General features: G+C 75.0%; 16 protein-coding genes. 6 read left to right on the forward strand and 10 right to left on the reverse strand.

Going from position 1 to position 26751, the window contains the following annotated elements:
• Positions 1-49: 49 nt before the first annotated feature.
• The 7 genes from ACZ4K2_RS24215 to ACZ4K2_RS24245 are packed head-to-tail and all read right to left on the reverse strand — an operon-like array spanning position 50 to position 8233.
• A complete protein-coding gene (locus ACZ4K2_RS24215) occupies positions 50-1090 on the reverse strand; it encodes an enolase C-terminal domain-like protein (protein WP_467475733.1) in 1041 nt (346 codons plus the stop codon).
• The gene (locus ACZ4K2_RS24220; RefSeq protein WP_467475732.1) at positions 1087-2364 is read right to left on the reverse strand and encodes an ATP-grasp domain-containing protein; all 1278 of its coding nucleotides are present in this window, start codon (positions 2362-2364) and stop codon (positions 1087-1089) included. The genes ACZ4K2_RS24215 and ACZ4K2_RS24220 overlap by 4 nt, the downstream gene beginning before the upstream one ends.
• 42 nt (positions 2365-2406) lie before the next feature.
• Positions 2407-3675, reverse strand: a complete 1269-nt coding sequence (locus ACZ4K2_RS24225; RefSeq protein WP_467475731.1) for an ATP-grasp domain-containing protein — start codon at positions 3673-3675, stop codon at positions 2407-2409.
• A gap of 51 nt (positions 3676-3726) precedes the next feature.
• On the reverse strand, positions 3727-4302 hold the full coding sequence (locus ACZ4K2_RS24230) for a hypothetical protein (protein ID WP_467475730.1): 576 nt from the start codon (positions 4300-4302) through the stop codon (positions 3727-3729).
• A gap of 6 nt (positions 4303-4308) precedes the next feature.
• Positions 4309-5586, reverse strand: a complete 1278-nt coding sequence (locus ACZ4K2_RS24235) for an MFS transporter (RefSeq protein ID WP_467475729.1) — start codon at positions 5584-5586, stop codon at positions 4309-4311.
• Positions 5577-6902: a hypothetical protein gene (locus ACZ4K2_RS24240; RefSeq protein ID WP_467475728.1), complete on the reverse strand. Its 1326-nt coding sequence runs from the start codon at positions 6900-6902 to the stop codon at positions 5577-5579. Before ACZ4K2_RS24240 ends, ACZ4K2_RS24235 begins: the two co-directional genes overlap by 10 nt.
• A gap of 44 nt (positions 6903-6946) precedes the next feature.
• Positions 6947-8233 (reverse strand): ATP-grasp domain-containing protein, encoded by a 1287-nt coding sequence (locus ACZ4K2_RS24245; protein ID WP_467475727.1) that lies wholly within the window; start codon positions 8231-8233, stop codon positions 6947-6949.
• 221 nt (positions 8234-8454) lie between these two features.
• Between ACZ4K2_RS24245 and ACZ4K2_RS24250 the strand changes: the two genes are divergently transcribed.
• From ACZ4K2_RS24250 to ACZ4K2_RS24275, 6 genes are read left to right on the forward strand one after another with little or no spacing between them, the layout of a single operon-like run.
• Positions 8455-10053, forward strand: coding sequence for an MBL fold metallo-hydrolase (locus tag ACZ4K2_RS24250; RefSeq protein WP_467475726.1), 1599 nt, complete (start codon positions 8455-8457; stop codon positions 10051-10053).
• A 48-nt stretch (positions 10054-10101) separates the two neighbouring features.
• Positions 10102-11376, forward strand: a complete 1275-nt coding sequence (locus tag ACZ4K2_RS24255) for an ATP-grasp domain-containing protein (RefSeq protein WP_467475725.1) — start codon at positions 10102-10104, stop codon at positions 11374-11376.
• Entirely contained in the window at positions 11376-14603 is a 3228-nt protein-coding gene (locus tag ACZ4K2_RS24260) for a non-ribosomal peptide synthetase (RefSeq protein WP_467475724.1), read from the forward strand. Before ACZ4K2_RS24255 ends, ACZ4K2_RS24260 begins: the two co-directional genes overlap by 1 nt.
• Positions 14600-17566: a type I polyketide synthase gene (locus tag ACZ4K2_RS24265; RefSeq protein ID WP_467475723.1), complete on the forward strand. Its 2967-nt coding sequence runs from the start codon at positions 14600-14602 to the stop codon at positions 17564-17566. The genes ACZ4K2_RS24260 and ACZ4K2_RS24265 overlap by 4 nt, the downstream gene beginning before the upstream one ends.
• Entirely contained in the window at positions 17559-19358 is a 1800-nt protein-coding gene (locus ACZ4K2_RS24270; protein WP_467475722.1) for a non-ribosomal peptide synthetase, read from the forward strand. The genes ACZ4K2_RS24265 and ACZ4K2_RS24270 overlap by 8 nt, the downstream gene beginning before the upstream one ends.
• Positions 19355-20209, forward strand: coding sequence for a thioesterase II family protein (locus tag ACZ4K2_RS24275; protein ID WP_467475721.1), 855 nt, complete (start codon positions 19355-19357; stop codon positions 20207-20209). Before ACZ4K2_RS24270 ends, ACZ4K2_RS24275 begins: the two co-directional genes overlap by 4 nt.
• On the opposite strand, the gene ACZ4K2_RS24280 is transcribed toward ACZ4K2_RS24275, so the two are convergent.
• The 3 genes from ACZ4K2_RS24280 to ACZ4K2_RS24290 all read right to left on the reverse strand — a co-directional run bounded on the left by ACZ4K2_RS24280 (position 20102) and on the right by ACZ4K2_RS24290 (position 26390).
• Positions 20102-23014 carry a helix-turn-helix transcriptional regulator gene (locus tag ACZ4K2_RS24280; RefSeq protein WP_467475720.1) on the reverse strand — a complete coding sequence of 971 codons (2913 nt, stop codon included), beginning with the start codon at positions 23012-23014 and terminating at the stop codon, positions 20102-20104. The genes ACZ4K2_RS24275 and ACZ4K2_RS24280 overlap by 108 nt on opposite strands.
• A 149-nt stretch (positions 23015-23163) precedes the next feature.
• Positions 23164-23364 (reverse strand): hypothetical protein, encoded by a 201-nt coding sequence (locus tag ACZ4K2_RS24285; RefSeq protein ID WP_467475719.1) that lies wholly within the window; start codon positions 23362-23364, stop codon positions 23164-23166.
• A gap of 38 nt (positions 23365-23402) precedes the next feature.
• Positions 23403-26390, reverse strand: a complete 2988-nt coding sequence (locus ACZ4K2_RS24290) for a type 2 lanthipeptide synthetase LanM family protein (protein ID WP_467475718.1) — start codon at positions 26388-26390, stop codon at positions 23403-23405.
• Positions 26391-26751 lie beyond the last annotated feature (361 nt).

Below are 26751 nucleotides of genomic sequence, written 5' to 3' on the forward strand. Positions count from 1 at the left end.
TGACTCCTCGTGGGTTCGGTGCGGTGGACGGCGCCGGGCAGGCGTCGCGTCAGTACCGGATGCCGGGGATGCCGGGGCGGGAGCTGTCGAGGTGGTAGCCGAGTACCGGCGGGTCGTCGCAGAGCCAGAAGTGCCCGTCGAGGTCGGTCCAGTCGCACAGGCCGGCCAGCTGCGCCGCGTAGGCGATCGACCGGGGCGGCTCCAGGAAGCAGCCGAGCATCCGGGCCGTGCCCTGGGCGGCGAGGTGGTGCAGCGCGTCCAGGCCGGGCAGCAGGCCGCCGAAGCGCATCAGCTTGATGTTGGCGCCGTCGGCGGTGAGCGCGGCGCGCTCCACGGCGGCCCGGCTGTCGATGCCCTCGTCCAGCAGGACGGTGGTGCCGGGCAGGGCGGCGCGCACCTCCGGGAGCAGCGCGTCGTCGCTCACCGGGTCCTCCAGGACGGTGGGCGCGACCTGCCGCACCAGCGGGCGCAACTCCTCCCATTCGGCGCGCCCCCAGCCCCGGTTGACGTCCAGCACCACCGGGCCGTCCACGCCGACCAGGCCGCGGAGCACCTCCTGGTCCCGGGGGCCGCCGAGCTTGATCTTCACCGGCCGGGCGGCGGCCGGGACCTCCTCGCCGATCGGGACGGTGTGCATCAGCCGGACCGGGCCGGGCTCGGGCAGGCCGAGCAGCCGCCAGACCGGCAGCCCGGCGGTCCGGGCGGCCCGGTCCAGGAAGGCCATCTCGACCAGCATCCGGGCCGGAGCGCTGAACGCCGAGGCCGCGCCGGCCAGCAGCTCGCCGATCCGGTCGGGCATCTCGGTGCCGCCCGCCCCGATCAACTCGGCCGCAAGGGAACGGGCTTCGGCCGCGATGGCCGGGCCGTCCTGGCCGTAGCCGAGGTCGGCGGCGATCTCGCCCTCGCCGCGGAGCTGGCCGCAGGAGCCGATCAGCCGGAGCCGGACCCGGTCGACGGTGGAGATGGTCATGTGCGAGATCTGGAACGGGCGGTCCAGCCGATGGGGGATCACCGCCACGTCGGCCTGGAGGCCGGCCCGGACGGGGGTGCCGGTCGTGGTGCCGCTGGTGCCGGTCGTGGTGCCGGTCATGCCCCGGCCTCCTCGGGGGACTTCGCGCCGGACGGCTCCTCGGTGACGAAGCGGACCGAGGCGGCCAGTTCCCGGGCCAGCCGCTCGGCCTCGGCCGGGCTCTCCGCGCCGACCACGATCGCGCCCACCCGGTCCTGGCCGGAGCGGAACGGGTTGATCACGTCCCCCGGCCGCACGGTCAGTTCGGCGTAGAGCAGGCCGGGGTGCGCCAGCACCTCGTCCCAGCCCTCGACCGCGACCAGCCGCCCGGGCTCGGGCGCGAGGAAGCGGCTGGCCGCCGCCCGGGAGGAGGCGGCCGGCAGTTCGGCCGGGCGGCCGAGCGCGTCGTCCAGGATGAGGCCGAAGAACTCCAGGCCCGGGAAGACGTGGGGCAGCATGGTGTGGATCCAGCCGCCGCCGATCCGGCCGTGCACCTCGCCGAGCACCACGCCCCGTGCGGTGAGCCAGAGTTCGACGTGGAAGGCGCCGAACCGCAGGCCGAGCGCGGTCAGCGCGGCACGCACCTGCCGGTCGATCTCCGCCCGGTCCGCCTCCGGCAGCGGGGCGGGCAGGACGTGGGCGACCTCGACGAAGAACGGCGGCGGGAGCTTCTCCTTGGCGGTCACCGCCAGCACGGTGGGCACCGCGCCGAGGAACAGGCCCTCCACGCTGAACTCCGGACCGTCCACGAACTCCTCCACCAGGAAGGAGTCCTGGCTCGGCAGCAGCTCGATCGCGGCCGCCAGGCCGTCCGGGCCGTCCACCCGGCTGACGCCCTGGCTGCCCATCGCGTCCCGGGGCTTGACCACCCAGGGGCCGGTGCTCTCCGCGAGGAAGGCCCGGGCCTCGGACTCGTCGGCACACAGCCGCACGGCCGGCTGCGGGAAACCGGCCGCGGCCAGCGCGGCCCGGCAGGCGTCCTTGGTGCGGATCCGGCGGACCGCCTCCGGCGGGTTGCCGGGGGCGCCGATCTCGTCGGCGACCTCGGCCGCCGCCACCTGGGCCATCTCGCGGACCGCGAGGGCCAGGTCGAAGCGCTCGCCCTCCTCGCGCCGGACAGCCGCCCACTTGGCGCTGCCCGCCGCGTCCTCGAAGTCGACCGCGCTCGCCGCGTCGGCGGCCTCGGTCACCTCCGGGGTGGCGGCCACGGTGGCCTCCTGGTTGGTGACGTGGGTGCGCAGACCGCGGGCCCGGGCCTGGGCCAGGGCCTGCACGGCCACGTCGACGCTGAGCGGGTTGGGCGCGGCGCCGCCGACCAGGAGCAACTGCGGCGGATTGCCTTCGGTGGTGGTCATGCTGGAGAACTCCCGCGTGGTGGTGAGTGGATGGGCGTGGGGTCAGCGCAGTCGGAAGACCTGGTCCTTGATCCGCTGGATGTGGAGGTAGTCGCGCTCCACCTGCGCGGCGCAGTCGCCTGCCATGAAGATCCGCAGGCTGCTGGTGTAGAGGTCGACGGTCGGCCGGATCCGGCCGCCCTCCTTGATCTTCACGTTGAGGCCCCGGACGGTCTCCAGGCCCTCGATCTCGGCCAGCACGTCCTGGTCCAGGCTGTCCACCACGCCGTCGAGTTCGGTGGGCGTGGTGTAGAGCCAGGCCTCCCGCAGCTTGCGGAAGTGCCGGTCCGCGTACCGCTCCAGGAACTCCTCCGGGCGGACGGCGGCCAGCGCGGTCAGGTCGGCCTGGTTCGCTCCGAGGCACTCGTCGTGGTAGGCGGGGTTCATCCCGCCGGCCAGCCGGGCGCCGACCTCCACCAGGGCCGGGCCGTCGGCGGTGATGATGACCTCGGCATGGGTCGGTCCGAAGTCGATGCCGAGCGCCCGCAACGCGGTGTCCATGTAGGCGATCAGCCCGGCCACCCGCGGGTCCTGGTGGTCCAGGACCAGCTCGTGGTCGTAGATGTTGTGGGTGCCGATCAGCTTCTTGCGGTACTGCCAGACCCCGCAGGTGTAGCGCCGGCCCTGGCAGGAGACCGTGTCGACCACGTACTCCTCGCCCACCAGGTAGGACTGGACGAGGACTTCGAGGTTCGGCTCGTCGAAGACGGTGCGGGTGGCGAGGACGGCCTCGGCCGCCTTGCGGACCTCGGCCGCGTCCCGGCAGATCGCCACGCCGTCGGCGGCCGCCGAGGTCAGCGGCTTCACCACCACGGGGTACCGGCCGCGCCGTTCGGCCCACTCGGCCAGCTCTTCGGGGTGGCCGCTCTTGAACTGCTCGGCGCAGCGGACCCCGGCCCGCCGGAGCGCCTCGATCATCTCGTACTTGTCCCGGCGGGCGGCTGACCGCGCGGTGCCGTTGGTGGGCAGCCCGAGCAGCTCGGAGAGCCGGTCGGTCAGCGGCACGCCGGGCTCCTGACCGGCCACCACGGCGACCGGCCGGTACTCGGCGAGCTGCCGGGCGGTCTCCTCGGGGGACTCGCAGACCAGGTTCGCCCGGTAGGCGCTGAGGTCCGGGGCGAGCATCGTGGTCATCAACTCGGCGGTGCTCTGCACGTGGACGACGTCCGCGCCCTTGCGGGCGAAGGCCGGCGGCAGGTAGTTGCCGGTGGTGTAGCCGTCGACGAGCACCACGACCGGGCGGCCCTGCTCGGTCGGCTCCTGGGCGGTCATGCGGGCTCCCTGCTGATCGGTGGGGTGGGGCGGCGGGGTGGCGGCCGGGGCCTACTCGACCTTGGTCATGGTCAGGTGGATCCGGGTGGTGCCGCCGGCGTTGTAGGCGGAGTGGTGCAGCCTGGTGTTGAGCAGGTGCACCCGGCCGTCGGTCGGCACGTGGTAGGTGTGGCCGGTGCGGAACAGCAGCCGGCTGTCCTCGTTGCTGGTGATCGCGACGTGCGCCACCCGGGAGGCGTCGGTGTGCATGTGGTAGATCTCGCCCGGGTGCAGCGGCACCAGGCGCATCCGGCCGATCTGGAACGGCAGGCTCTGGTACAGGTGGTAGAAGTAGGTGTCCTTCAACTCCTCGTTGAAGAACGAGAACTCGGACTCCTCGAAGTGCTTCTCACCGGTCTGCTGGTTGAACTGGCCGGTGCCGGCGTCGTGCCAGGGGTCGGCCGCGTCGGCGCGGTGGGTCAGGCCCAGGCGGCGCAGCCGGTGCTCCGGGTTCTCCGGGTCGGTGACCGGCACCCGGTCCACCACCTGCTGGTAGGCCTTCAGGATCTCCTGGTGGTCGAAGTGCAGGCCGGGGACGAGCTCCAGCATGTCCTGGCCGAGCGACTGCGGATCGGTCGTGGTGGTCATCTCCGGTCACGCCTTTCTGGTGGTCGGGGCCGCCGCCTCGGCGGCCTTGCGCAGGGAGTGGGCGATGAGCGGCCGGCAGCTCGCGCCGACGGCCAGGAAGCCCAGGCCGAGGGCGAGGAAGCCGGGCGGTCCCCAGGCCAGCGCGAGCGCGCCGAGCACGGCGGGGGCCAGCGCCTCGGCGACGCCCGCGCCGAGGCCGAAGACCCCGGAGTACTCGCCCTGGGCGTGCGGGGCGGCGAGGCCGAAGGAGTACTCCATGGAGGCCGCGGCGTGCCAGAGCTCGCCGAAGGTGTAGACGGCGACCGCGGCCAGCAGCAGGGCCACCGCGACCCAGGTGGAGCGGCCGCTCGCGGCGGCCATCATGACCAGCCCGGCCAGGACGGCGGCCCCGGCGTGCCGCATCCGGGTGCCCGCCGCCTCGGTGTCGTCCACCCCGCGGCTGACCCGCACCTGGAGGCCGATCACCAGCACCGTGTTGAGCAGCAGCACGCCGGAGACCATCCAGCGCGGGGCCTCGGTGTGGTCGACGATCCAGAGCGGCAGCAGGAAGGTCGGCACCGCGTAGTGCAGCGACATCAGCGAGTTGAGCACCGTCGCGGTCAGGTAGGGGCGGTCCCGCAGCGCCTCCCAGCTCCGGCTGCCGTGGGGCACCGGCAGCGGGGCCGGCCGGGGCAGCCGGAGCAGCGCGAGCGCGCTGCCCGCGAAGGCCAGCGCCCGGCCGCCGACCAGGCACAGATAGGCCGGGGACGAGTCGAGCTGGATGCCGATCCCGGCGATCAGCGCGCCGAGGGCGATGGCCAGGTTGGTCGAGGAGCGCAGGTAGGCCCGGAAGACCGTCGGGTTCTCCCCGCCGAAGCTGCGGACCAGCGGCGCCTGGCTGGACTTGGTCGCGGCGAAGACCACGCCGAGCAGGATCGAGACCAGCAGGTACGGCCAGAAGGTGCGGACCACCAGGTAGCAGGCGACGGTGGCGGCCCCGATCAGCATCACCGCGATCTGGGTCTCCCGGGCTCCCCACCGGTCGGCGATCCGCCCGGCGACCAGCCCGGCCGCCAGCCCGGCCATCGCCCCGGAGAACAGCCCGGTGGCCACCTGGGCCATCGGCAGGCCGACGATCCGGGTGAAGTACAGGACGCTGCTGGTCATGAACATCCCGGCGCCCAGTGAGTTCACGAAACTCCCGGCCGCCAGCGCGCGCTGCTCGGCGGTCTCCGGCAGCAGCCGGGCGAGCGGGCCCCGCTGCCGCCGCTCCTCGACGGCCGGGGCGTTCCCGGTCAGTCCCACAGGGCGTCCCGGTAGTCCTGGTCGGGCCAGGTCTCGCGCTGCCAGGCGCGCAGCTCGCGCAGCGAACCGCCGTACGGGGCGACCACCGTGCGCTCGGCGAACCAGGCGCGCAACTCCGCCAGCCGGGTCTGCAGTTCCTCCTCCGAGTCGGCGGCGACCAGCACTTGGCCGAGCTTCTGGTTGGTGGAGCCCAGGCCGTCGGCGAACTGGCCCCCGAAGGGGAACTCCACCCGGGCGAACTCCACGCCGGGCTGTGCCCGCAGCTCGGCCGGCGAGGGGCAGCTGATCAGGGTGCCCGGACGGCCCGGCAGATAGGTCCCGCCGATGATCTCCGGCCGTTCCACGACGGTCAGTTCGGGCCGGCGGCCGAGCGCGGCGAAGAGCTGCGCGGCGCCCAGGTGGACGTTGAACTTGGCCTGGAGCTCCTCGTGGATCAGCGCCCCGCCGCGCCGGGAGGCGCACTCGCCGAAGGCCAGCCCGTGCTCCGGGTGGTGGAACAGCTCCATGTGGAAGGCGCCGTCGCGCAGGCCGAGCGCCTCGATCGCGCGCCGGACGAACGGGTCGCCGAGCTCGTAGGCCCACGCTTCGGACTTCGGGTCGAAGCGGCGCAGCCGCAGCGGCAGCCCCTGGTCGACCACGGTCAGGCACGGGTCGCCGTAGGTGCCGAGGGCGTGGAAGACGACCTCGCCCTCGAACACCACGCCGTCCGCCACCCACTCGTCGCCCTCGACGAACTCCTCCAGCGCGAAGGTGCGCTGGGCGGTCTGCTCCTTGCGGTACTGGCGGCTGCGCTGCTCCAGGTCGGCCAGGCTGGTGACCACCGAGGTGCGGGCGGTGGCGGCGCCGGCGATCGGCTTGAGCACCGCCCGCCGGTAGGGCAGCTCGGTGATGGCCGAGACGTCGTGGATGTCCTCGATCACCGTGACCCGGGCGGTGCGCAGTCCGGCCGCGGCGATCCGGCGCTTCTGCAGCGACTTGTCGCGGAAGTACGCGGCGGTGACGGGGTCGATGCCGCGGCAGCCGAGGTGTTCGGCGACCATGCCGGCCGTCACCATGGCCCACTCGTCCGAGGTGAGCACCGCGTCGAACTCCCGGTCGGCCAGGCCGGCCCGGTGCAGGGCCGTCAGGACGGCCTCGACGCTGCTCTGGTTGTCGACCCGGAGTACCGTGAACTGCTCGGGGACCGGGACGATGCCGTAGTCGTAGGCGGTGGAGCCCCAGATCACCACGGCGTCGACGTCGTTGCGCACACAGGCCTGCATCACGTACTTGTCGGTGCCCAACAGCAGGACCGTTGGCCGTCCTTCGGTGTCCATACGGGTGGCTAACCTCTCCTCGGGTGCTTGCGGGGGATGCGTGGTCACACCTGGGCCGGGGTCTCGGCCAGCCGGTAGACCGCGTCCTTCAAGGTCTGGATGGTCCGGTGGTCGGCCCGCAGCGACTCCGTGTCGGGGCCGGTCATGAAGATCCGCAGCGGGCTGGTCAGCAGGTCCGTGGTGGGGCGCAGCCGCTTGCCCGGGGCGAGCTTGACGCCGACCAGGTGGACCGTCTCGAGCGCGGCGATCCTGTCGACCACCGCCTGGTCGACCGCGGTGACCTCACCGTCCAGCTCGGTCCGGGTGTTGTGCACCACGGCCTCGCGGCGCTTGGTGTAGACCCGGCCGGCGTAGCGGTCCAGGAACTCCTGCGGGCGGGTGTACGCGAGCGCGGTCAGGTGGGCCTGGTTGGTGCCGAGGCAGGCGTCGTGGAAGCCCGGGTTCATGTTGCCGTTCAGCCGGGCGCCGATCTCGACCAGGGCCGGGCCCTCGGGCGTCATCATCACCTCGGCGTGGGCCGGGCCGTGCTCGATGCCCAGCGCCCGCAGCACGTCCAGCACGTAGGCGATCAGCTCCGGCACCGGCTCGGCCCGCGGGTCCAGCAGCACGTCCCGGTCGTAGATCCTCCGGCCGGAGGGCAGCTCGGTCTTCTCGTACTCCCAGACCCCGCAGACGTAGTGCTCGCCGCCGACCCCGACGGTGTCCACGATGTACTCGGTGCCCGCCAGGAAGGACTGGACCAGCGCCTCGGTGTTGCGGCTGCCGAAGATGTCGGTGGCGGCCAGCACCCGGCGGGCCGCCGCCGCCACCTCCTCGGTGGTCCGGCAGATGTGGACGTGGTCGGTGGAGGCCGAGCTGAGCGGCTTGACGACGGCCGGGAAGCCGCCCTCGGCGGCCGCCCAGGCGGCCAGCTCCTCGGGGTCGGAGCCCTTCGACTGCCGGGCGCAGCGCAGCCCGGCGGCCCGCAGGGTCTCGATCATCCGGTACTTGTCGCGGCGCGCGGCGGAGAGCGCGGAGCCGTTGCCCGCCAGCCCGAGCAGCTCACCCAGCCGGTCCGCCAGCGGCACCCCGGGCTCCTGGCCGGCCAGCACCGCGACGGGGGCCAGCGCGGTGAGCGCGGCCACCGTGTCCGGCAGGCCGTCCTCGCCGGAGAGCACGTACCGGTCCCGGTAGGCGGCCGGGTCCGGCTGGAGCATCGTCAGCATCGGCTCGGGGGTGCTCTGCACGTGGACCACCTCGACCCCGAGGGCCGCGAAGGCCGGGGGGAGGAAGGCGCCCGTGGAGTAACCATCCACGATCACGGCGGTGTCGGACCGGTGGACCGCGGTCATGGGTCCCCTCGCTCTCGTTCGTCGGGTGGGGCGGCGCCGCAACGCTCCCAGCGCCGCCGCCCCCGCACATGGGGGGAGCGCACCCAGATTCCGTCCGGACCGGTGTGCGGAATCTGGGAGCCGGCTCCCCATGCGTCCGGCCCGGCCCCCGGGCCAGAGTGGGCGCCGCCACCCGACCGTCACGTTCGAACGTGCCTCCGCGGCACGGATGGAGACCCCGCATGCGCGCCTACCTCTCGCCGGCCACCGTCGTGCAGCCACTGGTCCACCGCTGGTACGCGGTACCGTTCGTGGCCGCGCCCCACACCGGCGCGCTCAACCTCGTCAAGCGGCACCTGCCGGCCCTGCGCCGCTACCTGGAGAGCCCCGAGCAGCACGCCCGGGCACTGGCCGATCCGAACATGTTCGGTGCTCCGTTCATCGACCCGGGCCCGGGCGGCCCGCAGGGCGTCGCGGACCTGCTGGAGCGCACCCTGGCCGAGGGCGAGGCCCGGATCCGGATGGCCGAGGACATCGACACCATGCGCGCCACGCTGGCCAAGAACGGTGACGGACGCGCGCTCGCCCCGCTCTACCAGGACCTGCCGCCCGCCCTGCGCGGGGTCACCGAGCTGGTCTACGACACGGCCAACAACGCCGGGCTGCGGTTCTTCGAGAGCCTTCTCTACCGCACCCCGGCGACCGAACCCCATGCCCAGACGGTCTCCCTGCTGGAGCGTCACGACCAGAAGCAGCCCTTCATCTACAGTTCGCCGATCCTGCCCGCTCCCGGCCGGACCGACCTGGAGGTGCCGTTCGCCTCCGAGCTGCTGGACGAGCTGTTCGCGGCCCGGCTGGAGCCGGTGGACGTGGAGGAGCTGGCGGAGAAGTTCGGACTGGACGAGGAGGCCCGGGTGGGCTTCCGCCGCCTGTTCACCGAGCAGGAGCCCCGGCGCTACGTGCCCAACGGGACCGACGAGGTGCGGATGCGGTACTTCGGCCACGCCTCGGTGCTGCTGGACCTCGGCGGCTTCACGGTGATGACCGACCCGACCCTCGGCTACGACGGGGACGGCTTCGAGGGCCACTTCACCATCGCCGACCTGCCGGAGACCATCGACGTCGTGGTGCTCAGCCACGGCCACTCCGACCACTTCTCGCTGGAGACCCTGCTCCAGCTCCGGCGGCGGATCGGCACCATCGTGGTCCCGCAGTCCTCCGGCGGCAGCCTGGCCGACATCGGCCTGCGCTCGATGCTGGAGCACTTCGGCTTCCGCAACGTGGTCGAACTCGCCGACATGCAGACCCTGCAGGCCGGCCCGGCCACCATCACCGCGCTGCCCTTCCTCGGCGAGCACGGCGAGCTCGACATCCGCGCCAAGATGGTGCCGATGGTCCGGCTCGGCGGCCGCGGCTTCCTGTTCGCCACCGACACCTCGCCGATCGACCCGGCCCTCTACGACCTGGTGGCCGAGGAGATCGGCTCGGTGGACGCCCTGTTCATCGGCCTGGAGTGCGTCGGCGCCCCGCTGACCTGGCTCTACGGGCCGCTGCTGGACACCCCGATCTCCCGCGAGCACAGCGTGGAGCGCGGCCTGAAGGGCTCCTTCGCCGGGCCCGCCGACCAGCTCGCCGAACGGCTCGGCGCCCAGCAGATCTTCGTCTACGCACTGGGGATCGAGCCCTGGCTCAAGCACCTGACGGGCTGCTGGTTCGACCCGGAGGCCGAGCAGCTGCGCCAGGAGGTCATCCTGCGCGACCTGGCCGGGCAGCGCGGGGTCCGCTCCGAGCTGCTCTACCTCACCGCCGAGCGCTCCTGGCCCGCCGCCCCGCAGGACTGACCGGCGGCGCGCCACCGGGCGGCCACTCGCTTCGACGGACGGATGGGTATGCACAACAGATCCGGTAGCCCGCGGCTCGCCGTGGTCTACGACGACGGCGCCGCCGGGCCCGGGGAGATCGCCTCGGCGGCCCGCGCCTGCGGAGCCGAACTCTTCCTGGTGATCGACCAGCGCTCGGCCCACGTCGCGCAGCTGCTGCCGGGCCTGCGCGGCCGGTTCGAGCTCTGCGACGTCAGCGGCCTTACCGCGGCCGAGGCGGCGAGGGCGGTGGCCGCCCGGCAGCCGGACGGCCTGCTCACCTTCAGCGAGCACCGGCTGGCAGAGACCGGCGAGCTGGCTGCCGCGCTCGGGCTGACCCGGTGGCACAGCCCGGAGACCACCCGGCGGCTGATGGACAAGCTGCTCCAGCGGCGGCTGTTCGCCGCGGCGGGGATCGACACCACCCGCTGCGTGCCGGTGGCCGAGCCCGCCGGGATCGCCGCGGCGGTCGCCGAGGTCGGCCCGCCCGTGGTGCTCAAGCCGCGGACCGGCACCGGCAGCCGCTCCGTCCGCCGGGCGGACAGTGCGGAGGAGGCCGAACGGCTGGCGGCGGACTTCTTCCGGTCCGCCCCGGCCGGGGCGGTGCTCCTGGTGGAGAACCTGCTCACCGGGGAGGCGCAGGAGGCCGGCCCCGACTGGGGGGACTACGTCTCGGTGGAGACCGCCGTGCACGGCGGAGACCGCCGGCTCATCTGCGTCACCGGCAAGTTCCGGCTGGAGGAGCCGTTCCGCGAGCGCGGGTCCTTCGTCCCGCACACCCTGCGCGCCCGGACCGCCGAGCGGGTCCGCGCGCTGGCGGACGCCGCGATCGGCGCCCTCGGGGTCCGGGACGGCGTCGTGCACACCGAGATCAAGCTGACCCCGGACGGCCCGCGCGTCATCGAAGTGAACGGCCGGGTCGGCGGGCTGGTCGTCGACCTGCTGCGCCGGGGCGCAGGGTACGACGTGGTCGAGGCCGCCCTGCTGCTCGCCCTCGGCCGGCCGGCGCCCGGCGCACCGGAGTTCGAGCAGGTCACCTACCAGTACGCGCTGGTGCCGCCGGCCGGAGCCCGGAGCCTGGTGGAGGTCGGCCGACTGGACCGGCTGCGCGCCCTGCCCGGAGTCGACCTGGTCGACGTCCGGGGCCGCCCCGGCCAGCCGCTCGACTGGCGGGCCGGCGCGGCCGACCGGCTCGGCCGGCTGTACGGGCGGGTGCCCGACCACGCGGCCCTCGGCCGGCTCACCGCGGCGATACCGGAAGCGTTCCGGCCCACGTTCACGTACACGCACGAGAGGGGAAGCTGATGGCGGAGCAGGTGTCCGAGGAGCGCGGGGGGTTGTCGTCCGCGCAGCGGCGGCTCTGGCTGGCGCACGTCCTCGAACCGGGGAGCGCGGAGTACACCGCCCCCTGGGCGGGACGGCTGCGCGGACCGCTCGACCGGGCGGCCCTCGGCCGGGCCTGGCGGGCCGTCGTGGAGCGCCACGAGGAGCTGCGGCTGCGGCTGTTCGAGGTGGAGAACGAGCCCCGCCGCGCGCGGTGGCCGGCCGAGGAGTTCGGGCTCGCGGTCCGGGAGATCGCGCCGGAGGACCTGCCCGCCGAGCTGGACCGGGCGGTGACCAGGTCCTTCGACCTGGTCGGCGGCCGGCTCGCCGAGGCGGAGCTGCTGGTGCTCGGGCCCGAGGACCACGTCCTGGTGCTGAACGCCCACCACGCGGTGGTGGACGGCCGCTCGATGACGCTGATCACCGGTGACCTGTTCGCCGCCTACGCGGGCCGGGAGCTCGCCCCGGCCGGCCGCTCCTACCCGGAGCACGTCGAGCGGGAGGCCGCGGCCCGCCCGGCCCCGCCTCAGTTCGACGCCTGGGTCGAGGAGCTGAGGCTCCCGCAGATCGCGGAGCCGCTCGGCTTCGAGCCCGCCACCCGAACCGCTGACAAGCAGGGCGCGGTGGTCCGGGTGCCGCTCCCCGCGCCGACCTGGGAGGCGGTCCGCGGATACGCCCGGCGGCACCGCACCACCGCCCAGGTGGTGGGGCTCAGCGCCTTCGCGCTCACCCTGGCCCGCTACACCGACACCGACGACCTGGTGGTCGGCTCGACCATGGACACCCGGTCCGCCGAATTCGTGGACACCGTCGGCATGTTCGTCAACCCGGCCGCGGTCCGGGTGCACGTGGACCCGGCGCAGGCCGGCCCGGCGTTCTGCGGCGCCGTGCACCGCGGCCTGCTGCGGGCCTTCACCCACCGGTCGGTCCCGTTCGAGGAGGTGGTCCGCAAGCTCCGGATCACCCCGGACGTCACCCGGACCCCGGTCTTCCAGGTGCTGTTCAACTTCGAGGCGCGCGAGGCGCCCCGAGACGTGCCGGGGCTGGAGGTCACCGCCCTCGAACTCCCGGTCCGGATCTCCAAGTACGACCTCACCCTGGTGCTGCGGGACAACGGCGCCTCGGCCGAGCTGCTGGCGACCTACCGCACCTCCCGCTACCGGCCGGCCCAGATCGAGCAGCTCACCCGCCACGTGGCCGCCTTGCTCGGCGGGCTGACCGCCGACGACGAGGCCGCGGTGGGCTCGCTGGAACCGCTCTCCGCCGAGGAGCGGGCCGAACTGCTGGCCGCCGGCCGCGGGATCCCGCTGCCGGAGGGCTTCCGGGCGGTGCACGAGGTGGTCGCTCAGATCGCGCTGGCCGACCCCGACCGGCCCGCCGTGGTCTGCGGCTCCACCGAGCTGACGTACGGCCGGCTCCTCGGCCGGGCCGACGCCCTGGCCGCCGGGATCACCGCGCAGGGGGTGCGCCCGGGGACGCCGGTGGCCGTGCTGGCCGAGCCCTCGGCCGAGATGGTGGTCGCCGTGCTGGCCGTGCTGCGGGCCGGCGGTGTCTACCTGCCGCTCCATCCCGGCCACCCCGCCGCCCGGCTGGGCGCCGTCCTGGCGGACGCCGGAGCCGAGTTCGTGCTGGCCGACGCCGCCTGGCGAGAGCGCCTCCCGCAGGCCAGGGTGCTGCCGATCGAGGCCCCGGCGGTGCTGCCGGACCAGGCGTGGGCGGCACACCGCAGCGAGCCGGACGACCCGGCCTACCTCATCTACACCTCCGGCACCACCGGCGAGCCCAAGGGCGTGGAGGTCGGGCACGGCGCGCTGGCCGCCTCCACCACCGCCCGGTGGCTGACCTACGGCGGCTACCGCACCTTCCTGCTGGTCTCGCCGCTCTCCTTCGACTCCTCGGTGGCCGGGCTCTGGGGCACCCTCACGTCCGGCGGTCGGCTGGTGGTCGCGCGGACCGAGGAGGTCCGTGACCCGGAGCGACTGCTGCGGCTGATCGAGACCCACGCCGTCACGTCCCTGCTGGCCGTCCCGGCCCTGTACGCCGGGATGCTGGACCGGGCCGAGCGGGCCGACCGGACCGCGCTGGACACCCTCGACGTGGTGACCACGGCCGGCGAGGTGCTGCCGGAGGCACTGCTGGAGCGGCACTTCGCCTTGCTCCCGGCCACGCCGCTGGTTAACGAGTACGGGCCGACCGAGGCGACGGTGTGGAGCACCTACCGCCGCTTCGAGGCGCCCGGCCCGGTCGACATCGGCGGGGCCGTCCCCGGGGCGAGCCTCTACGTGCTGGACCGGCAGGGGCGGCTGATGCCGCACGGCACCGCCGGCGAACTGCACGTGGGCGGCCCCGGGGTGGCCCGCGGCTACCTCGGGCGGCCCGAGGCGACCGAGGCCGCCTTCCGCCCCGACCCGTACGGCACGACGCCCGGCGCCCGGTCCTACCGCACCGGGGACTGGGTGCGCTGGGGCGCCGGCGGGGGCCTGCGCTACCTGGGCCGCCGGGACCAGCTGGTCAAGGTCCGCGGCCACCGAGTCGAGCTCGGCGCGGTGGAGAGCGCGCTGCGCGCGGCCGGCGGCGTGACCGACGCCGCCGTGCTGCTCGCGCCCGGCGGCGCAAGCCTGACGGCCCATCTGGTGACCGAGGACGGGCTGGACCTCCGGGAACTGCGTGCCCAACTGGCCGAGACCCTGCCGCCCGCGATGGTGCCCGGCGTGCTGCGGGTGGTCCCGGAGCTGCCGCGCACCCCGCACGGCAAGGTGGACCGCGAGGCGCTGCGGGCCGCGGAGCCCGGCACCGAGGAGGACGGGGCCCCCGAGCCCGCCGAGCCCGGGACCGCCCCGGCGGCCGGACCGGACCTGCGGGCACTGGTGCGGGCCGCCTGGGCCGCGGTGCTCGGCGAGGCGCCGGCCGCTGGGGACGTCAACTTCTTCGACGCGGGCGGGCATTCGCTGCTGGTACCGCTGCTCCAGATGGAGCTGGAGGACCGGGCGCGGATCCGGGTGCCGATCGTCGAGCTGTTCACCGCGACCACCGTCGACACCCAGACCGCGCTGATCGCCGCGAGCGGCGGCGCGCCCGGGCCGGAGCCGGCGGTGCGGGCCGCGGACGCCGAGGACGCCGAGGACGGGGCCGACGGCCCGGACCGGCGCCGGCTCCGGCTGGCCGCGGGCCGCTCCCGGCGGACGGCCGGAACGGAGGACGGGAGGTGAGGAACCGTTCCCTGGACGTCGCCGTCACCGGCATGCACGCCCGGCTCCCCGGCCCGGCGGACCCGGCGAAGTGGTGGGCGGCGGTCTGCGCGGGCGAGGAGCTCACCAGCACCCTCGACCTCGACGAGCTGGCGGCCCGGGGCGTGCCCCGCCACCTGCTCGACGACCCGGCCTACGTCCCGGTCCGGGGTCTGGTCGAGGACAGCGAGCGGTTCGACGCCGAGCTGTTCGGGATCAGCCCGCGCGAGGCCGAACTCATCGATCCGCAACACCGGTTGATGCTGGAGGCGAGCTGGGCGGCGCTGGAGGACGCCGGCCGGAGTCCGCTGGCGGACCGGCTGCGCACCGCGGTCTTCGCCTCCTCCTCCAGCAGCAGGTACCTGTCGCGGATCCTCGGCAACCCGGCCGCCTCGGCCGACACCCTGGCCGCCCTGCACGTCGGCACCGGCCGGGACTTCATGGCCGGCCGGATCGCCTACCGGCTCGGGCTGGAGGGCCCGGCGGTCAACGTGCTGACGGCCTGTTCCTCCTCGTTGGTCGCGGTCCACCTGGCCGCCCAGGCGCTGAACGCCGGCGACTGCGACCAGGCCGTGGTGGTGGCCGCCTCGGTGGGCTTCCCGCAGGCCGGGCACACCCACCTGCGCGGCGGCATCATGTCGGCCGACGGCCGCTGCCGGCCCTTCGACGCCCGGGCGACCGGGACGGTCGGCGGCTCGGGCGTGATCGCGGTGGTGCTGCGCCGCTTCGAGGACCTGGGGCCGGAGACCGCCTGCCACGGGGTGATCCTCGGCTCGGCCGTCAACAACGACGGCTCGGCGAAGGCCGGGTTCAACGCCCCCGCCCCGCAGGGGCAGACCGCCGTCATCCGGGCGGCGCTGCGCTCCGGCGACGTGGCGCCGAGCTCGCTCGGGTACGTCGAGACGCACGGCACCGGCACCTACGTCGGTGACCCGATCGAGTGGTCGGCGCTCTCCGCCGCCCTGGGCGGAGCCGCCCCGGCCGAAACCATTCCGGTGGGCGCGCTCAAGGCGAACATCGGGCACCTCGACGCGGCCGCCGGACTGGCCGCGCTCTACAAGGCCCTGCTGGTCCTGAAACACGGGCAGGTACCGCCGGTGGCCAATTTCGAGAGCCTCAACCCGCTGCTGGCGGAGCTGGACTCGCCGCTCCGGGTGCCCACCCAGGCCCGCGCCTGGCAGGGCCCCGAGCCCCGCCGGGCGGGCGTCAGCTCCTTCGGGATCGGCGGGACGAACGCGCACGTGATCGTCGAACAGGCACCATCCGCCATCGCGGCGCAGGAGAAGGCCCCGGCGGAGCGGACCTCGGTCCTCGCCCTCTCCGCGGTCCGGCCGGAGGGCCTGGAGAGGACCGCGGCCCGGCTGGCCGGGGTACTGACCGAGCAGGAGGCGGACGCCGCCGACGTGGCCTTCACGCTGCGGGCCGGCCGGGCACCCCTGGCCGAGCGGCTCGCGGTGGTCGGCCGGACCGGCCCGGAGCTGGCCGGGGCGCTGCGCGGCGGCCCCCGGCGGGTCCGCGGCCGGGTGCCGCGGAAGGGTCCGCGGCCGCTGGTCTTCCTGCTCCCCGGACAGGGCGCCCAGCGGCCGGGCATGGCCCTGCCCTTCCAAGCGCAACTGCCGCACTTCCAGCAGGCGTTGGAGGAGTGCCTGCACGTCATGGAGCCCCGCACGGCCGGGCCGGCCGAGCGGGCGCTGCGGGATCCGGGGTTCCCCGCCGAACTGCTGCGCGCCACCGAGCTGGCCCAGCCCGCGCTGTTCGCCCTGGAGTACGCGGCGGTCCGCGCCCTGGACGGGCTCGGGCTGCGCCCGGTGGCACTGGCCGGGCACAGCCTCGGCGAGGTGACGGCCGCCTGCCTGGCCGGGGTCCTGGACCTCGCGGCGGCGGTCGAGCTGGTGGCCGTCCGGGCGAGCAGCATGCAGGCCTGCCCGCCCGGTGCGATGCTGGCGCTCTCCTGCTCCGAGACCGAGGCCCGCGAACTGCTGGCCGAACCGGGGACCGCGACCGGCGGGTTGGAGATCGCGGCGGTGAACGGCCCGGGCGACTGTGTGCTGAGCGGGCCGGCCGCCTCCGTCCGGGCACTGGAGGACCGGCTCGCCGGGCGGATCCCGGCCCGGCGCCTGCGTACCTCGCACGCCTTCCACTCCGCCGCGATGGAGCCCGCCGCCGAGGCCCTCCGAGCGCGCCTGTCCGGCCGTACCGGCGGACGGAGTTCGCTGCCCTACGTGTCCACCCTGGACGGCACGGTGGTGCCGGCCGGCACCGAGGTCCCGCTGACCGTCCTCGCCGAGGGCGTCCGCCGGACGGTGCGCTTCGGCGAGGGCATGGCCGCCGTGCGCGAGCTGTACCCTGGAGCGCTGGCCGTGGAAGTCGGGCCTGGCCAGGCCCTCTCCGGCATGGCGGCCGCCGCCGGGCTGGAAAGCCTCCCGCTGGTGCCGGGGAAGGACCCCCGGGCCGAGGCCGAGGACGAACTCGCGCTTGCCCTCGCCGGGTTGTGGGCCGAGGGCCAGCCCGTCGAGCTGTCGGCGCTGATCCCGGACGGCCGTCGGCTGCACCTGCCGGGCACCTCCTTCGGGGGTGAGCGCCACATCGCGCCGGAGACGGTCTGGCAGGCCGCCCCGCCCCCGGCCGGCCTCCCCGCACCGGCCCCGGGGAGCCCGGCGTCCGTCCCGGCGGAGGCAGCCACCGTCGAACCGCCGTCCGCCGCCGTGGCGGTGGCCGCCGCCTGGCGCGAACTCCTCGGTCACCCCGGTCTCACCGAGGACGCGGAGTTCATCGCCAACGGTGGGGACTCGCTGCTCGCCATCCGGCTGGCCCGACGGCTGGAGCAGGTCTTCACAGTGGTGATCCCGCTCCGCGATCTGCTGCTGGCACGCACCATGGGTGATCATGCCCGGCTCGTCGAACGGCTCATGACGCCGTCGCAGAAGGAGGCAACGGATGAGTAGCGCGACCCCGCCCGGCCACCGCCGCCGGGAGCACTTCGAGAGCGTCGACGCCGTGTTCCGCCGGCAGGTGGCCGAGCACCCGGACAAGGTGGCGGCCTGGGACTGCACCGGCAGCTCCACCTACGCCGAGCTGTGGGACCGGGCGGTCCGGCTGGCCGGCGCCCTGCACGGCAAGGGCGTCGGCACCGGTGACGCGGTCGGCGTCCTCGGCGTGGGCGACCGCGACGCAGTGGTGGCCATGCTCGGAGTCCTGCTGGTGGGTGGGCACTTCGTGCCGATCGACCCCGACTGCCCGCCGGAGCGCGCCGCGCGGATGACTGCCATCGCCGGCGCCTCGCTGGTGCTGGCCACCTCGGAACACCGCGTGCCGGAGGGCATCGGCGCGGACAGCTGGCACGTCCGCGAGCTGATCGAGCAGGCGGGCCCGGCCGACCCGCTCGGCCTGCTGCCCGCCGGGGACCCGGACCGGCCGGCCTACGTGATCTTCACCTCCGGCTCGACCGGCACGCCCAAGGCGGTCCGGGTGCCGCACGGTGCGCTCACCGCGCTCTGCCTGCGGCCCGGCGTGCTGCGCCGCGCCCCGGACGAGACCTTCCTGGTGCACACGGTGCTGACCTTCGACACCGCGATGTACGAGATCTGGTCGGCCCTGCTGGTCGGCGCCTCGGTGCTCTGCGCCCCGCGCCGGGCGCTGTCCCTGCACGAGACGGCCGAGCTCCTGCGAGACGAGCGGGTCACCACCACCGTGCTGACCCCGGCGGTGTTCGCGCTGCTGGCGGACCACCACCCCGACGCGCTGGGCGAGCTCCGGTGCCTGATGGTCGGTGGTGACGTGATGCCGCGCGAGCAGGCGGTGCGGATCCTGGACCGCTTCCCGGAGCTGGAGTTCCTGAACACCTACGGGCCCACCGAGAACACCGTGATCGCCACCGCCTTCCCGCTCAACGGCTGGAACCGGCAGGGGAATTCGGTTCCGATCGGCCGGAGCGTGGCCGGCACCACCTGCCACGTCCTGGACGAGCGGCTGCGCCCGCTGCCGCCCGGTGAGGTGGGGGACCTCTACCTCGGCGGCGACCGGCTTGCCCTCGGCTACGTGGGCGACCCGGCCATGACCGAGCAGCGCTTCCTGCCGGACCCGTTCTCGGACCTGCCGGACGCCCGGATGTACCGCACCGGTGACCGGGCCGTCCTGCTCGCGGACGGGGCGGTGGAGTTCCGCGGCCGCGAGGACGACGAGATCAAGGTCCGAGGGCATCGGATCCACCTCGCCGAGGTGGAGGCCCTGCTGGCCGCCGACCCGGAGGTACGGGAGGTGGTCGCCACCGCGGTCGGCACCGGCCACGAGCGGTACGTCCGCGCCTTCGTCCGCCCGGCCTCCGAAGGGGCGGACCCGCGGGCGGTTCGGGCCCGGCTGGCGGAGCGGGCACCGCGGCACCTGGTGCCCGACGAGCTGGTGGTGGTCGCGGAGTTCCCGCTCAAACCCTCCGGGAAGGTCGACCGCGAGGCCCTGAGGGCCCTGCCGTCCACTCCCGTACCGGAGGCCGGGCCCGCGGGCGAGGCGGACGGCCGGGCGGAGCTGGCCCGGCTGTGGCTGGAGCGGACCGGGACGCCCGCCGAGAGCGGCGAGGACTTCTTCCACTCCGGCGGGACCTCGCTGGACCTGATCCTGCTGATCGAGTCGATCGCGGTCGCCTTCGGAGTCCATCTGGACTTCGCCGACGTCTACGGGCTGCGCTCCTTCGAGGAGCTGCACGGCATGGTGCTGACCCACCGGCAGGAGGTCGACGCGTGAGCACCGTCCGGGTCCTGGAGCCCCGACCCGAGGCCCCGCAGCGGCTGATCTGCCTGCCGCACGCCGGCGGATCGGCCAACTACTACCGCGGCTGGGCCGTCCGGGGCCGCACCGACGTGGAGATCCTCGGCGTCCAGTACCCCGGCCGGGCCGACCGGCTGCCGGAGCCCTGCCACCACGACCTGCACGCCATGGCCGATGAGGTCTGCGCCGCCGTCCTCCCCGAACTGGACCGGCCCGTGACGCTGTTCGGGCACAGCATGGGTGCGATCGTCGCCTACGAGGTGGCCCGGCGGCTGGAGGAACAGGGCCGCGGGGTGCGGCGCCTGGTGGCCTCGGCGGCCCGCGCCCCGCACGAACCGGCCCACGTCTCGGCGCAGGGCGCCGTCTGGAACGACGACTCGGCGGTGCGCAGCATCGTCGCGATGGGTCAGGCGGACGCCGAGCTGATGGACGACCCCAGGGTCCGCGAGCTCGTACTGCCGTACCTGCGGGCCGACTTCGAACTGTTCCAGCGGTACGCGTACCGCCCGGGCCCGCCGCTGGCCTGCGAGCTGCTGGTGGTGCGCGGCGCGGACGACCCGCACGTGACGCACCGTCAGGGCGAGCTGTGGCGGGAGGTCACCCGGGGACCGTTCCGGCACGAGGCGCTGCCCGGCGGGCACTTCTACCTCGCGCCCGAGCCGCCGCTCGACCTGTACCTGGACCCGCTCGGCCCGGACCGGGAGGCCGGGACGGCGGGTTCAGCCGCCGGCGGAGAGCTCGGCCGCCAGCCGGCTCAGAGCGGCGCGGCCGTCCAGGCCGGTCTTCTGCAGCAGGCTGGCGATGTGCTTCTCGACCGTGCGCGGTGAGATGCACAGCCGCCGGCCGATGTCCTGGTTGCCGGGCCGGTCGACGAGCAGGGCCAGCACCTCGTACTCGCGGGGGGTGAGGCCCTGCGCGCGCAGCTCGGCGGGGATCAGCTCCCGGCCGCTGCGGCGCTGCGGTACGGTCACCCCGGCCTGACGCAGCATCGCCCGGCAGGCGCCCACCACGGCGGGCACGTCGAGCTGGTGGAAGTACTCCTCGGCGGCCTGCAGCCAGGACGCCGGGTCGCCCCAGCCGTCGGCCAGGGCGGCCTCGGCGACCAGGCGCAGGCCCAGGTGGTGGCCGGTCGGGAAGATCGCGGCGTGCCGGCGGAAATCCTCGACCACCCCGGCCGCCTCCTCGCCCCGGCCCTCCCGGCCGAGCAGCACGGCGTCGGCGAGCATCAGGAACTGGCGGTTCCAGGCCAGTCCGGCGGCCGGGTTGGCCGCGACGGCCGCGAAGTCCGTGCCGGCCGTCCGGCCGGCCAGCACCTCCAGCAGCGGGCTCAGCCCGTACCGGCCGGCCAGGTAGTAGACGTTCGGGTGCAGGGACTCCCAGGCGGCCGCGGCGGCCAGCTCGGCCCGGGCGGCCGTCCGGTCCTCCTCCAGCAGGGCGCAGACGGCCCGGCAGAGACCCAGCATCACCGGGGTGAGCTGCGATTCGGCGCCCCCGGCCTGACGGAACGCCAGCAGGCCGCGCTCCATCTCGCGGCGGCGGCCCTGGTGCGCGCCGAGGGTGGCCGAGACCAGCAGCAGGTACCGGCGGGTGCCGAGGTTGCCCATCCGGGCGCTGGCGCCCAGGCACCGGGCGAGGATCTCCTCGGCCCGCCCCGGATCGCCCCGGAGCACCGCGTTCATCGCCAGCACGCTCTCGGCGGTCTGGGCCAGCTGGATCGCGCCCAGCTCGTTCGCGGCCTCCCAGGCCTGTTCGAGCCGGCGGATGTCGCCGGTCCGCATGTAGGTGTTGGCACCCAGCCTGGTCAGCGCCTCGACCCGCCAGAGCGGCAGGGTGTGCGTCTCGGCGACGGCGAGCATCCGCTCCAGGCAGGCGTCGGCCACGTCGAAGCCGCGCTCCCGGACCAGCAGGGCCAGCAACTGCCAGGCCTGGCAGGCCACCACGGGCAGCTTGGTCTGCTCGGCCACCTCGGCCGCCGCCCGGGCCTTCCGTTCGGCCTCCGCGGTGCACCCGCCCTGCCCGGGCAGCAGGGCCAGCTCGCATTCGACCACGGCGAGCGCGGCGCCCTGCTGGGGGGTGCCGCCGTCCCGGAGCAGGGCCCGGGCGGCCGCCATCTGGCTGACGGCGTCGGCCCGTCGCTCGGCCGCCACCGCGACCCAGGCCAGCCGGGTGTGCAGGGCGATCCGGGCGTCCAGGCCCAGTGCCGCCGCCCCGGCCGGTGCCAGCGAGTCGACCAGGGCGAGCGCCCGGTCCAGTTGCCCGGCGTCGGCCAGCGCGTACAGCAGCGACTCGGCGATCGCGGTCCGGGCCGACGGGTCGGCCAGTTCGTGGGCGCGTCCGAGCAGCATGACGGCCGTCCCGGACAGCCCGTCGGCCTGTGCCCGGCGTCCGGCCTCGGCGTAGAGCAGGGCCGCGTCCGCGAGGTCACCGGCCGCGATCCGCAGATCCGCGACGAGTTGGCAGTGGTCGTCGGTCAGTTCCGGGTCGGCCCGCTGGAGGCCGACGGCGGCCTGCCGGGCGATCGCCGCCCGCTCGGCCGGTGGGAGGCTGGCGAGCACCGCCTCGGCGGTCAGCGCGTGCCGGAAGGCGTACCGGTCCGGCGCAGCGGGGTCGGGCACGATCAGGCCCGCCTCGACGGCGGAGCGCAGCCTGGCGAACAGGCAGCGGTCCTCCGTCCCGGTGATCAATTGGAGCGTGGCGACGGAGAACCGGGCTCCCAGCGAGGCCGCCAGCAGCACCACCTCCTGGGCCTCTGGGTCCAGCAGCTCGATCCGCCGGCGGTAGCCCCGGACCACGGTGGCCGGGACGGTGGCGGAGAGATCGCCGGCCACCTGCCACCCTCCGCCACCGCCCCAGCGCAGCAGGCCGGAACCGACCATCTCGGCCAGTAACTCCTCGACCAGGTACGGGTTCCCGTCCCCGCTGACGACCAGCCGCTCCACCAGCTCGACCGGCACCCCGGCGGCGGGCACGCCGAGGCAGCCGGCCGCGATCGCCCGCACCGCTTCGGGCTCGAGCGGCCGCAGGGTGGCCACCGAGGCGGCCCGCCGCCGGTCGGCCGCGTCCACCAGGTCGAGGGCCGGGCCCGGCTGCGGGCGCAGGGTGCCGACCAGCAGGACCGGCAGCGCGGCGAGGTTGTCGACCAGGTACTCCAGTACGGCGATGGTCTCGGAGTCCATGTCGTGCAGGTCTTCCAGGACCAGCACACAGCCGTGCTGCCTGCCGATCACGGCCAGCAGCCGGAGCAGCGCCTCGGCGAGGTCGACCACGCCCTCCGGGTGGCCGACGACCGTCGCGGGCCGCCACTCCGGGATCAGCCTGGCCAGGGCCGGGCGGTAGGGCGCGAGGGCCGGGTCGGCCGGAGGTCCGCCGATCCGGAACCGGGAGGAGAGCGCCTCGGCCAGCGGCCGGAAGGGGGTGCCGGACCCGCTCGGGCTGCCGCGCCCGCGCAGCACCGGGAGGCCCAGCGCGGCGGCCTTGGACTCGCACTCGCCGGCCAGCCGCGACTTTCCGATCCCGGCCTCTCCGAGGAGGAAGAGCGCACGGCCGGAGTGCTGCCGGGCATCCGACAGCAGGCTGTCCGCCAGGGCGAGTTCGGCGTCCCGGCCGACGGCATGTGAGGAAGTCATGCGCATGTTGTGGAGGTTACTTGATGGATCGGCACGCGGACAGGGACGATCACTCACCGCACCAGCCGCACGACGACCGGTGCGCCCGTGAAGCCACGGGCACACCGGCCGCGGAATCCTGACGCCCGTCCGGCGCCCGGACGTGCGCGTCGTTCCTAGCCGGTCGCCTCCGCTGCGAACGGAACGGTCACGGTCAGGGTCCCGAGGACCGACTGCCCGTCGAACCCCGAGAGCAGCCGGCTGCGGCGGGCGCCGCCGCCGGGGTGCAGCACGATCTGCCCGCTCGGGTGGTCGGCGACCTCGTCGCCGCGCACCTTCGGCTGCTTCCAGCTTCGGACCAACTCTTCGACGTTCATGGGTGAGGGTTCCTCTCGGTGATGGTCGCGCCGTCGGTTCACGACGGCCGCGCTGATGGCGACGGCTGCAGCAGCAGCGTCGAAGCTGTCCGCCCGGCCGAGCCGAGCCGCAGGAGGCCCAGCCCGATGCCGGACAGTCCGGTCAGCAGTCCGGGCACGGCCAGGCCGCCGGGGGTACCGCAGACCGGGCCCGCTCGGTCGAGAGCGGCGGCCAGGGCGCTCGCCCGGCGGTCCAGCAACTCCCGGGCGCCGGGGTCCATGAGGTGGCCGAGCAGTTCGAGGACGCCCGACTCGCCGTGGCACAGGGCGTGGCCGGACAGCGGACCGGCGGCCGCCAGCTCGTGGACGGCGTGCCCGGGAAGCCCGGCCAGCTCCGCGTCCGCCAGGGCGGCGGGGCTGTCGGCCACGGCCAGGGCGATTCCCGGAAGGCCCTGACACCAGGTCGGGCCGGTGGGGGCAGCGGCCCGGGTGCCCCGGGCCGCGTGGCGCAGCGCCGCCAGGCCCGCGCGCTCGTACCGCTCCCCGCCGCCGGCCGCCGCGAACCGCAGCAGCGCCCAGCCGACCCCGGCCGCACCCTCGGCGAACCCGGGGGCGGCCGGCAGCGGACGGCCCGTCAGCCGCTCGGCGCAGAGCGCGGCGCCGTGCCAGGCCGCAGCGCTTCCGGTGGTCTCGTGCACCGCGAGCAGCGCCGCGAGCCCGCCGGCCGTCCCCTCGGCCAGCCCGGCCCACCCGCCCGCCGGAGCATCGAACCCGTCGGCGGCTCCGGCCGCACCGCAGGCTTCGGCGGAAGGATCCAAAGCGGCGGTGACACGGGTGAGTTCGGCGGCACGGTCGGCCCAGCCGGCCAGCTCGGAGTCGTCCATCAGGGCGGAGGTCCGGGCGAGCGCGTAGGCGATGCCGCCCAGCCCGGCGAAGGCTCCCGGGCCCACGGCCGCCAGGTCCTCCGGCTCCGCCGCGAGGCGTTCCAGCAGCGCGGGCAGCGGGCTCAGGGCCTGGCGCGCCGTCTCCGCGTACCGCTCCTCCCCGGTGTGCGCGGCCAGCTCGGCGAGGAACAGCGCCGGGCCCGGGTAGCCGTGCCCGAGGTCGGCCCCGGCCGGTCCGAACCGCCATGCCCGGTCCCCGAGGAGTTCGAGACCGAGCCAGTTGGCCCGGCCCCGGCCCCGGTGGGCGCCGTCCGTCAGGCGGTCGCCGATCCGCCGCGCCGCACCGAGCAGCCGCTCCGCCGTCGGCCGTTCCGCCGAGGCCGGTCCGCTCGTGCCGCTCCGACGGGTGGCCGGTGCGACCGGCCGGTGGGCGGAGGCCGTGGACCTGGCGGCCAGCGCCGCCCGGACGATCCACTCCTGGGCGTCGAGGTCCGCCGTCCCCATGGCACGGATCTTCTCCACGACCCGGTCCAGCCCCGGCCGTTCCAGTGCGTCCGGGATCCGCGGACCGGGGCCGGACCACAGGTCCGCCCGGCCCGGCCGGCTGGTGAACAACGGCACGTCGCCGTCCCAGAGCTGGGCGATCTCGTGCTCCAGCAGCCGGGCCGGCCCGGGGGCGCCGAGGGCGTCCGTGCCGAGCAGCCGCAGGAGCTCGTCGCGGTCGGCCGGGTCGCGCAGCACGTCCGGGTGGGTCGACTCGTCGAGCAGCGTGGCGTACACCTGGGTGGCCCGGGGTACCACGCGCACCTCGTCCTCGGCGAAGCGGCGCACCAGGCCCTGCGGGCCGGTCAGCTCCTCCCGTCCGGTGGCGATCGCCCGGTACCCCGCGCGGAATCCGGCCACCAGCGCCTCGGTGAACTCGGCAGGGTCGGCCTCCGTCCCGCCGAGCCGGGGGCGGTTGTCGGCCCCGGCGATCGCCCCGGCCCGGCGGACCAGCCGCATCCGGTCGGTGCCGCTCTCCGCCCAGGCCACCACGGGCAGCGGCGCCGCGGCCCCGGCGTCGCCGCCCAGGCCGGAGGCGTCCAGGGACGCGCCGTCCTCGCCGAAGAGCAGCAGCGGCAGCAGGCCGACCCGGTGGACCGAGGCCGCGAGCGCGAGCGCCGCCGGGTCGCCGTCAGGGGCGTAACCGGACACCGGGGGGTGGAAGAGGGTCTCGACGTCCACCGGCACCGGGTGGTCCGCCCGGGCGATGAGGTTCTCGAAGTGCAGGTCGGTCGCGTCCAGCGCGTGCAGCAGCGCGAGCCAGGCGCCCTGTCGCCGGTAGAACCGCTCCAGCTCGCCGCGGTCCCGGCAGGGGAGGGCGGCCACGTACGCCAGCCAGCCGTAGCCGGGCCGGTCCAGCAGGGGGACGGTGCGCAGTTCCGGGACGTCCGGCTGACCGTTCAACCAGCCGACCAGCTCGTTGAGGTGCCGGTGCGCGGTCAGCGGGCGCGGCTTGTAGACCGCCCGGGAGCCGTCGGCGAAGGTGAGCACCGCGGTGCTGCGGCCGTGCCGGTGACCGTCACCTGCGGTGGCGCGGAGCGAGACCAGCGGCCCGGGGTCGGTGCCGTGCAGCAGGGCGCGGACCAGCTCCGCCCGGTCGGCGGTGTAGCGGCCGAGCAGCTCGGTCAGGGCGTCGGCGGCGTTGACACAGGCCTGCCCCAGTAATCGGCCGAGCACCGGGTATTCCGACAACAGGGCGGACAAGCCGTCCCGACGTGCCGTCAGCGCCACGAAAGCGCGGAAGCGGGCCGCGGGGGTGTCACCTGTCAGGCGGCCGTCCACCCGGGCGACGTTGAGCTCCAGCACCAGGGTGCGCGCGGCCTGCCGGGCCAGGGTCCGGGCCAACCGGTCGGTGAACCGGGCCCGCAGGCGCGGCAGGTCGGTGTCGGGGACGGCGGCCGGCAGCCGGGAGGCGGCCAGCTCGGCGAAGGGCGCCAGGACGAACCGGAAACCGGAGGTGCCCGGCAGCTCCCCGGCCGGCACCGCCGGCGCGAGCGGGGCGGCGGCGACCGCCGCCGCGACGAACGCGGCCCACTCCGGTTGCGGGTCGTGGGGGAGTTCGGTGGCGGACGGCCCGCCTTGCCGCCGGCCGGACACGGCCGAATCGGCAGGAGCAATCATGGTGTTGATCACAGGCCAGAGAATCGCAGGCCTTTCGTGTCCCGACAAGGGTTCGAGCCACCTGGCGCGTACGGACCGGTTCCCTACGGGGGAGTTCCCCTACGGGATCGGGGCGCTCGGCAGAAAGATGAGGGCTCCGCCCCCATGCGGAACCGCCGGAGACGAGCAAGGGGTCCGCGGCTGGCGGGCCGAGATCCTCAGGACCGTGGATTCTTCGCGTCCGTGACGTCGTCCACACGGTTCACCCGAATGAACCGGACGAGACATCAGGTTCGGTAAAAAATCTGCAATCCTGGTCGAGCGAATGGCGCCGATCACGTGCGACGGAGTACTCCGCGATGCGTGGGAACAGGCAAGCCGG

Source organism: Streptomyces sp. NPDC025833, from assembly GCF_055558055.1.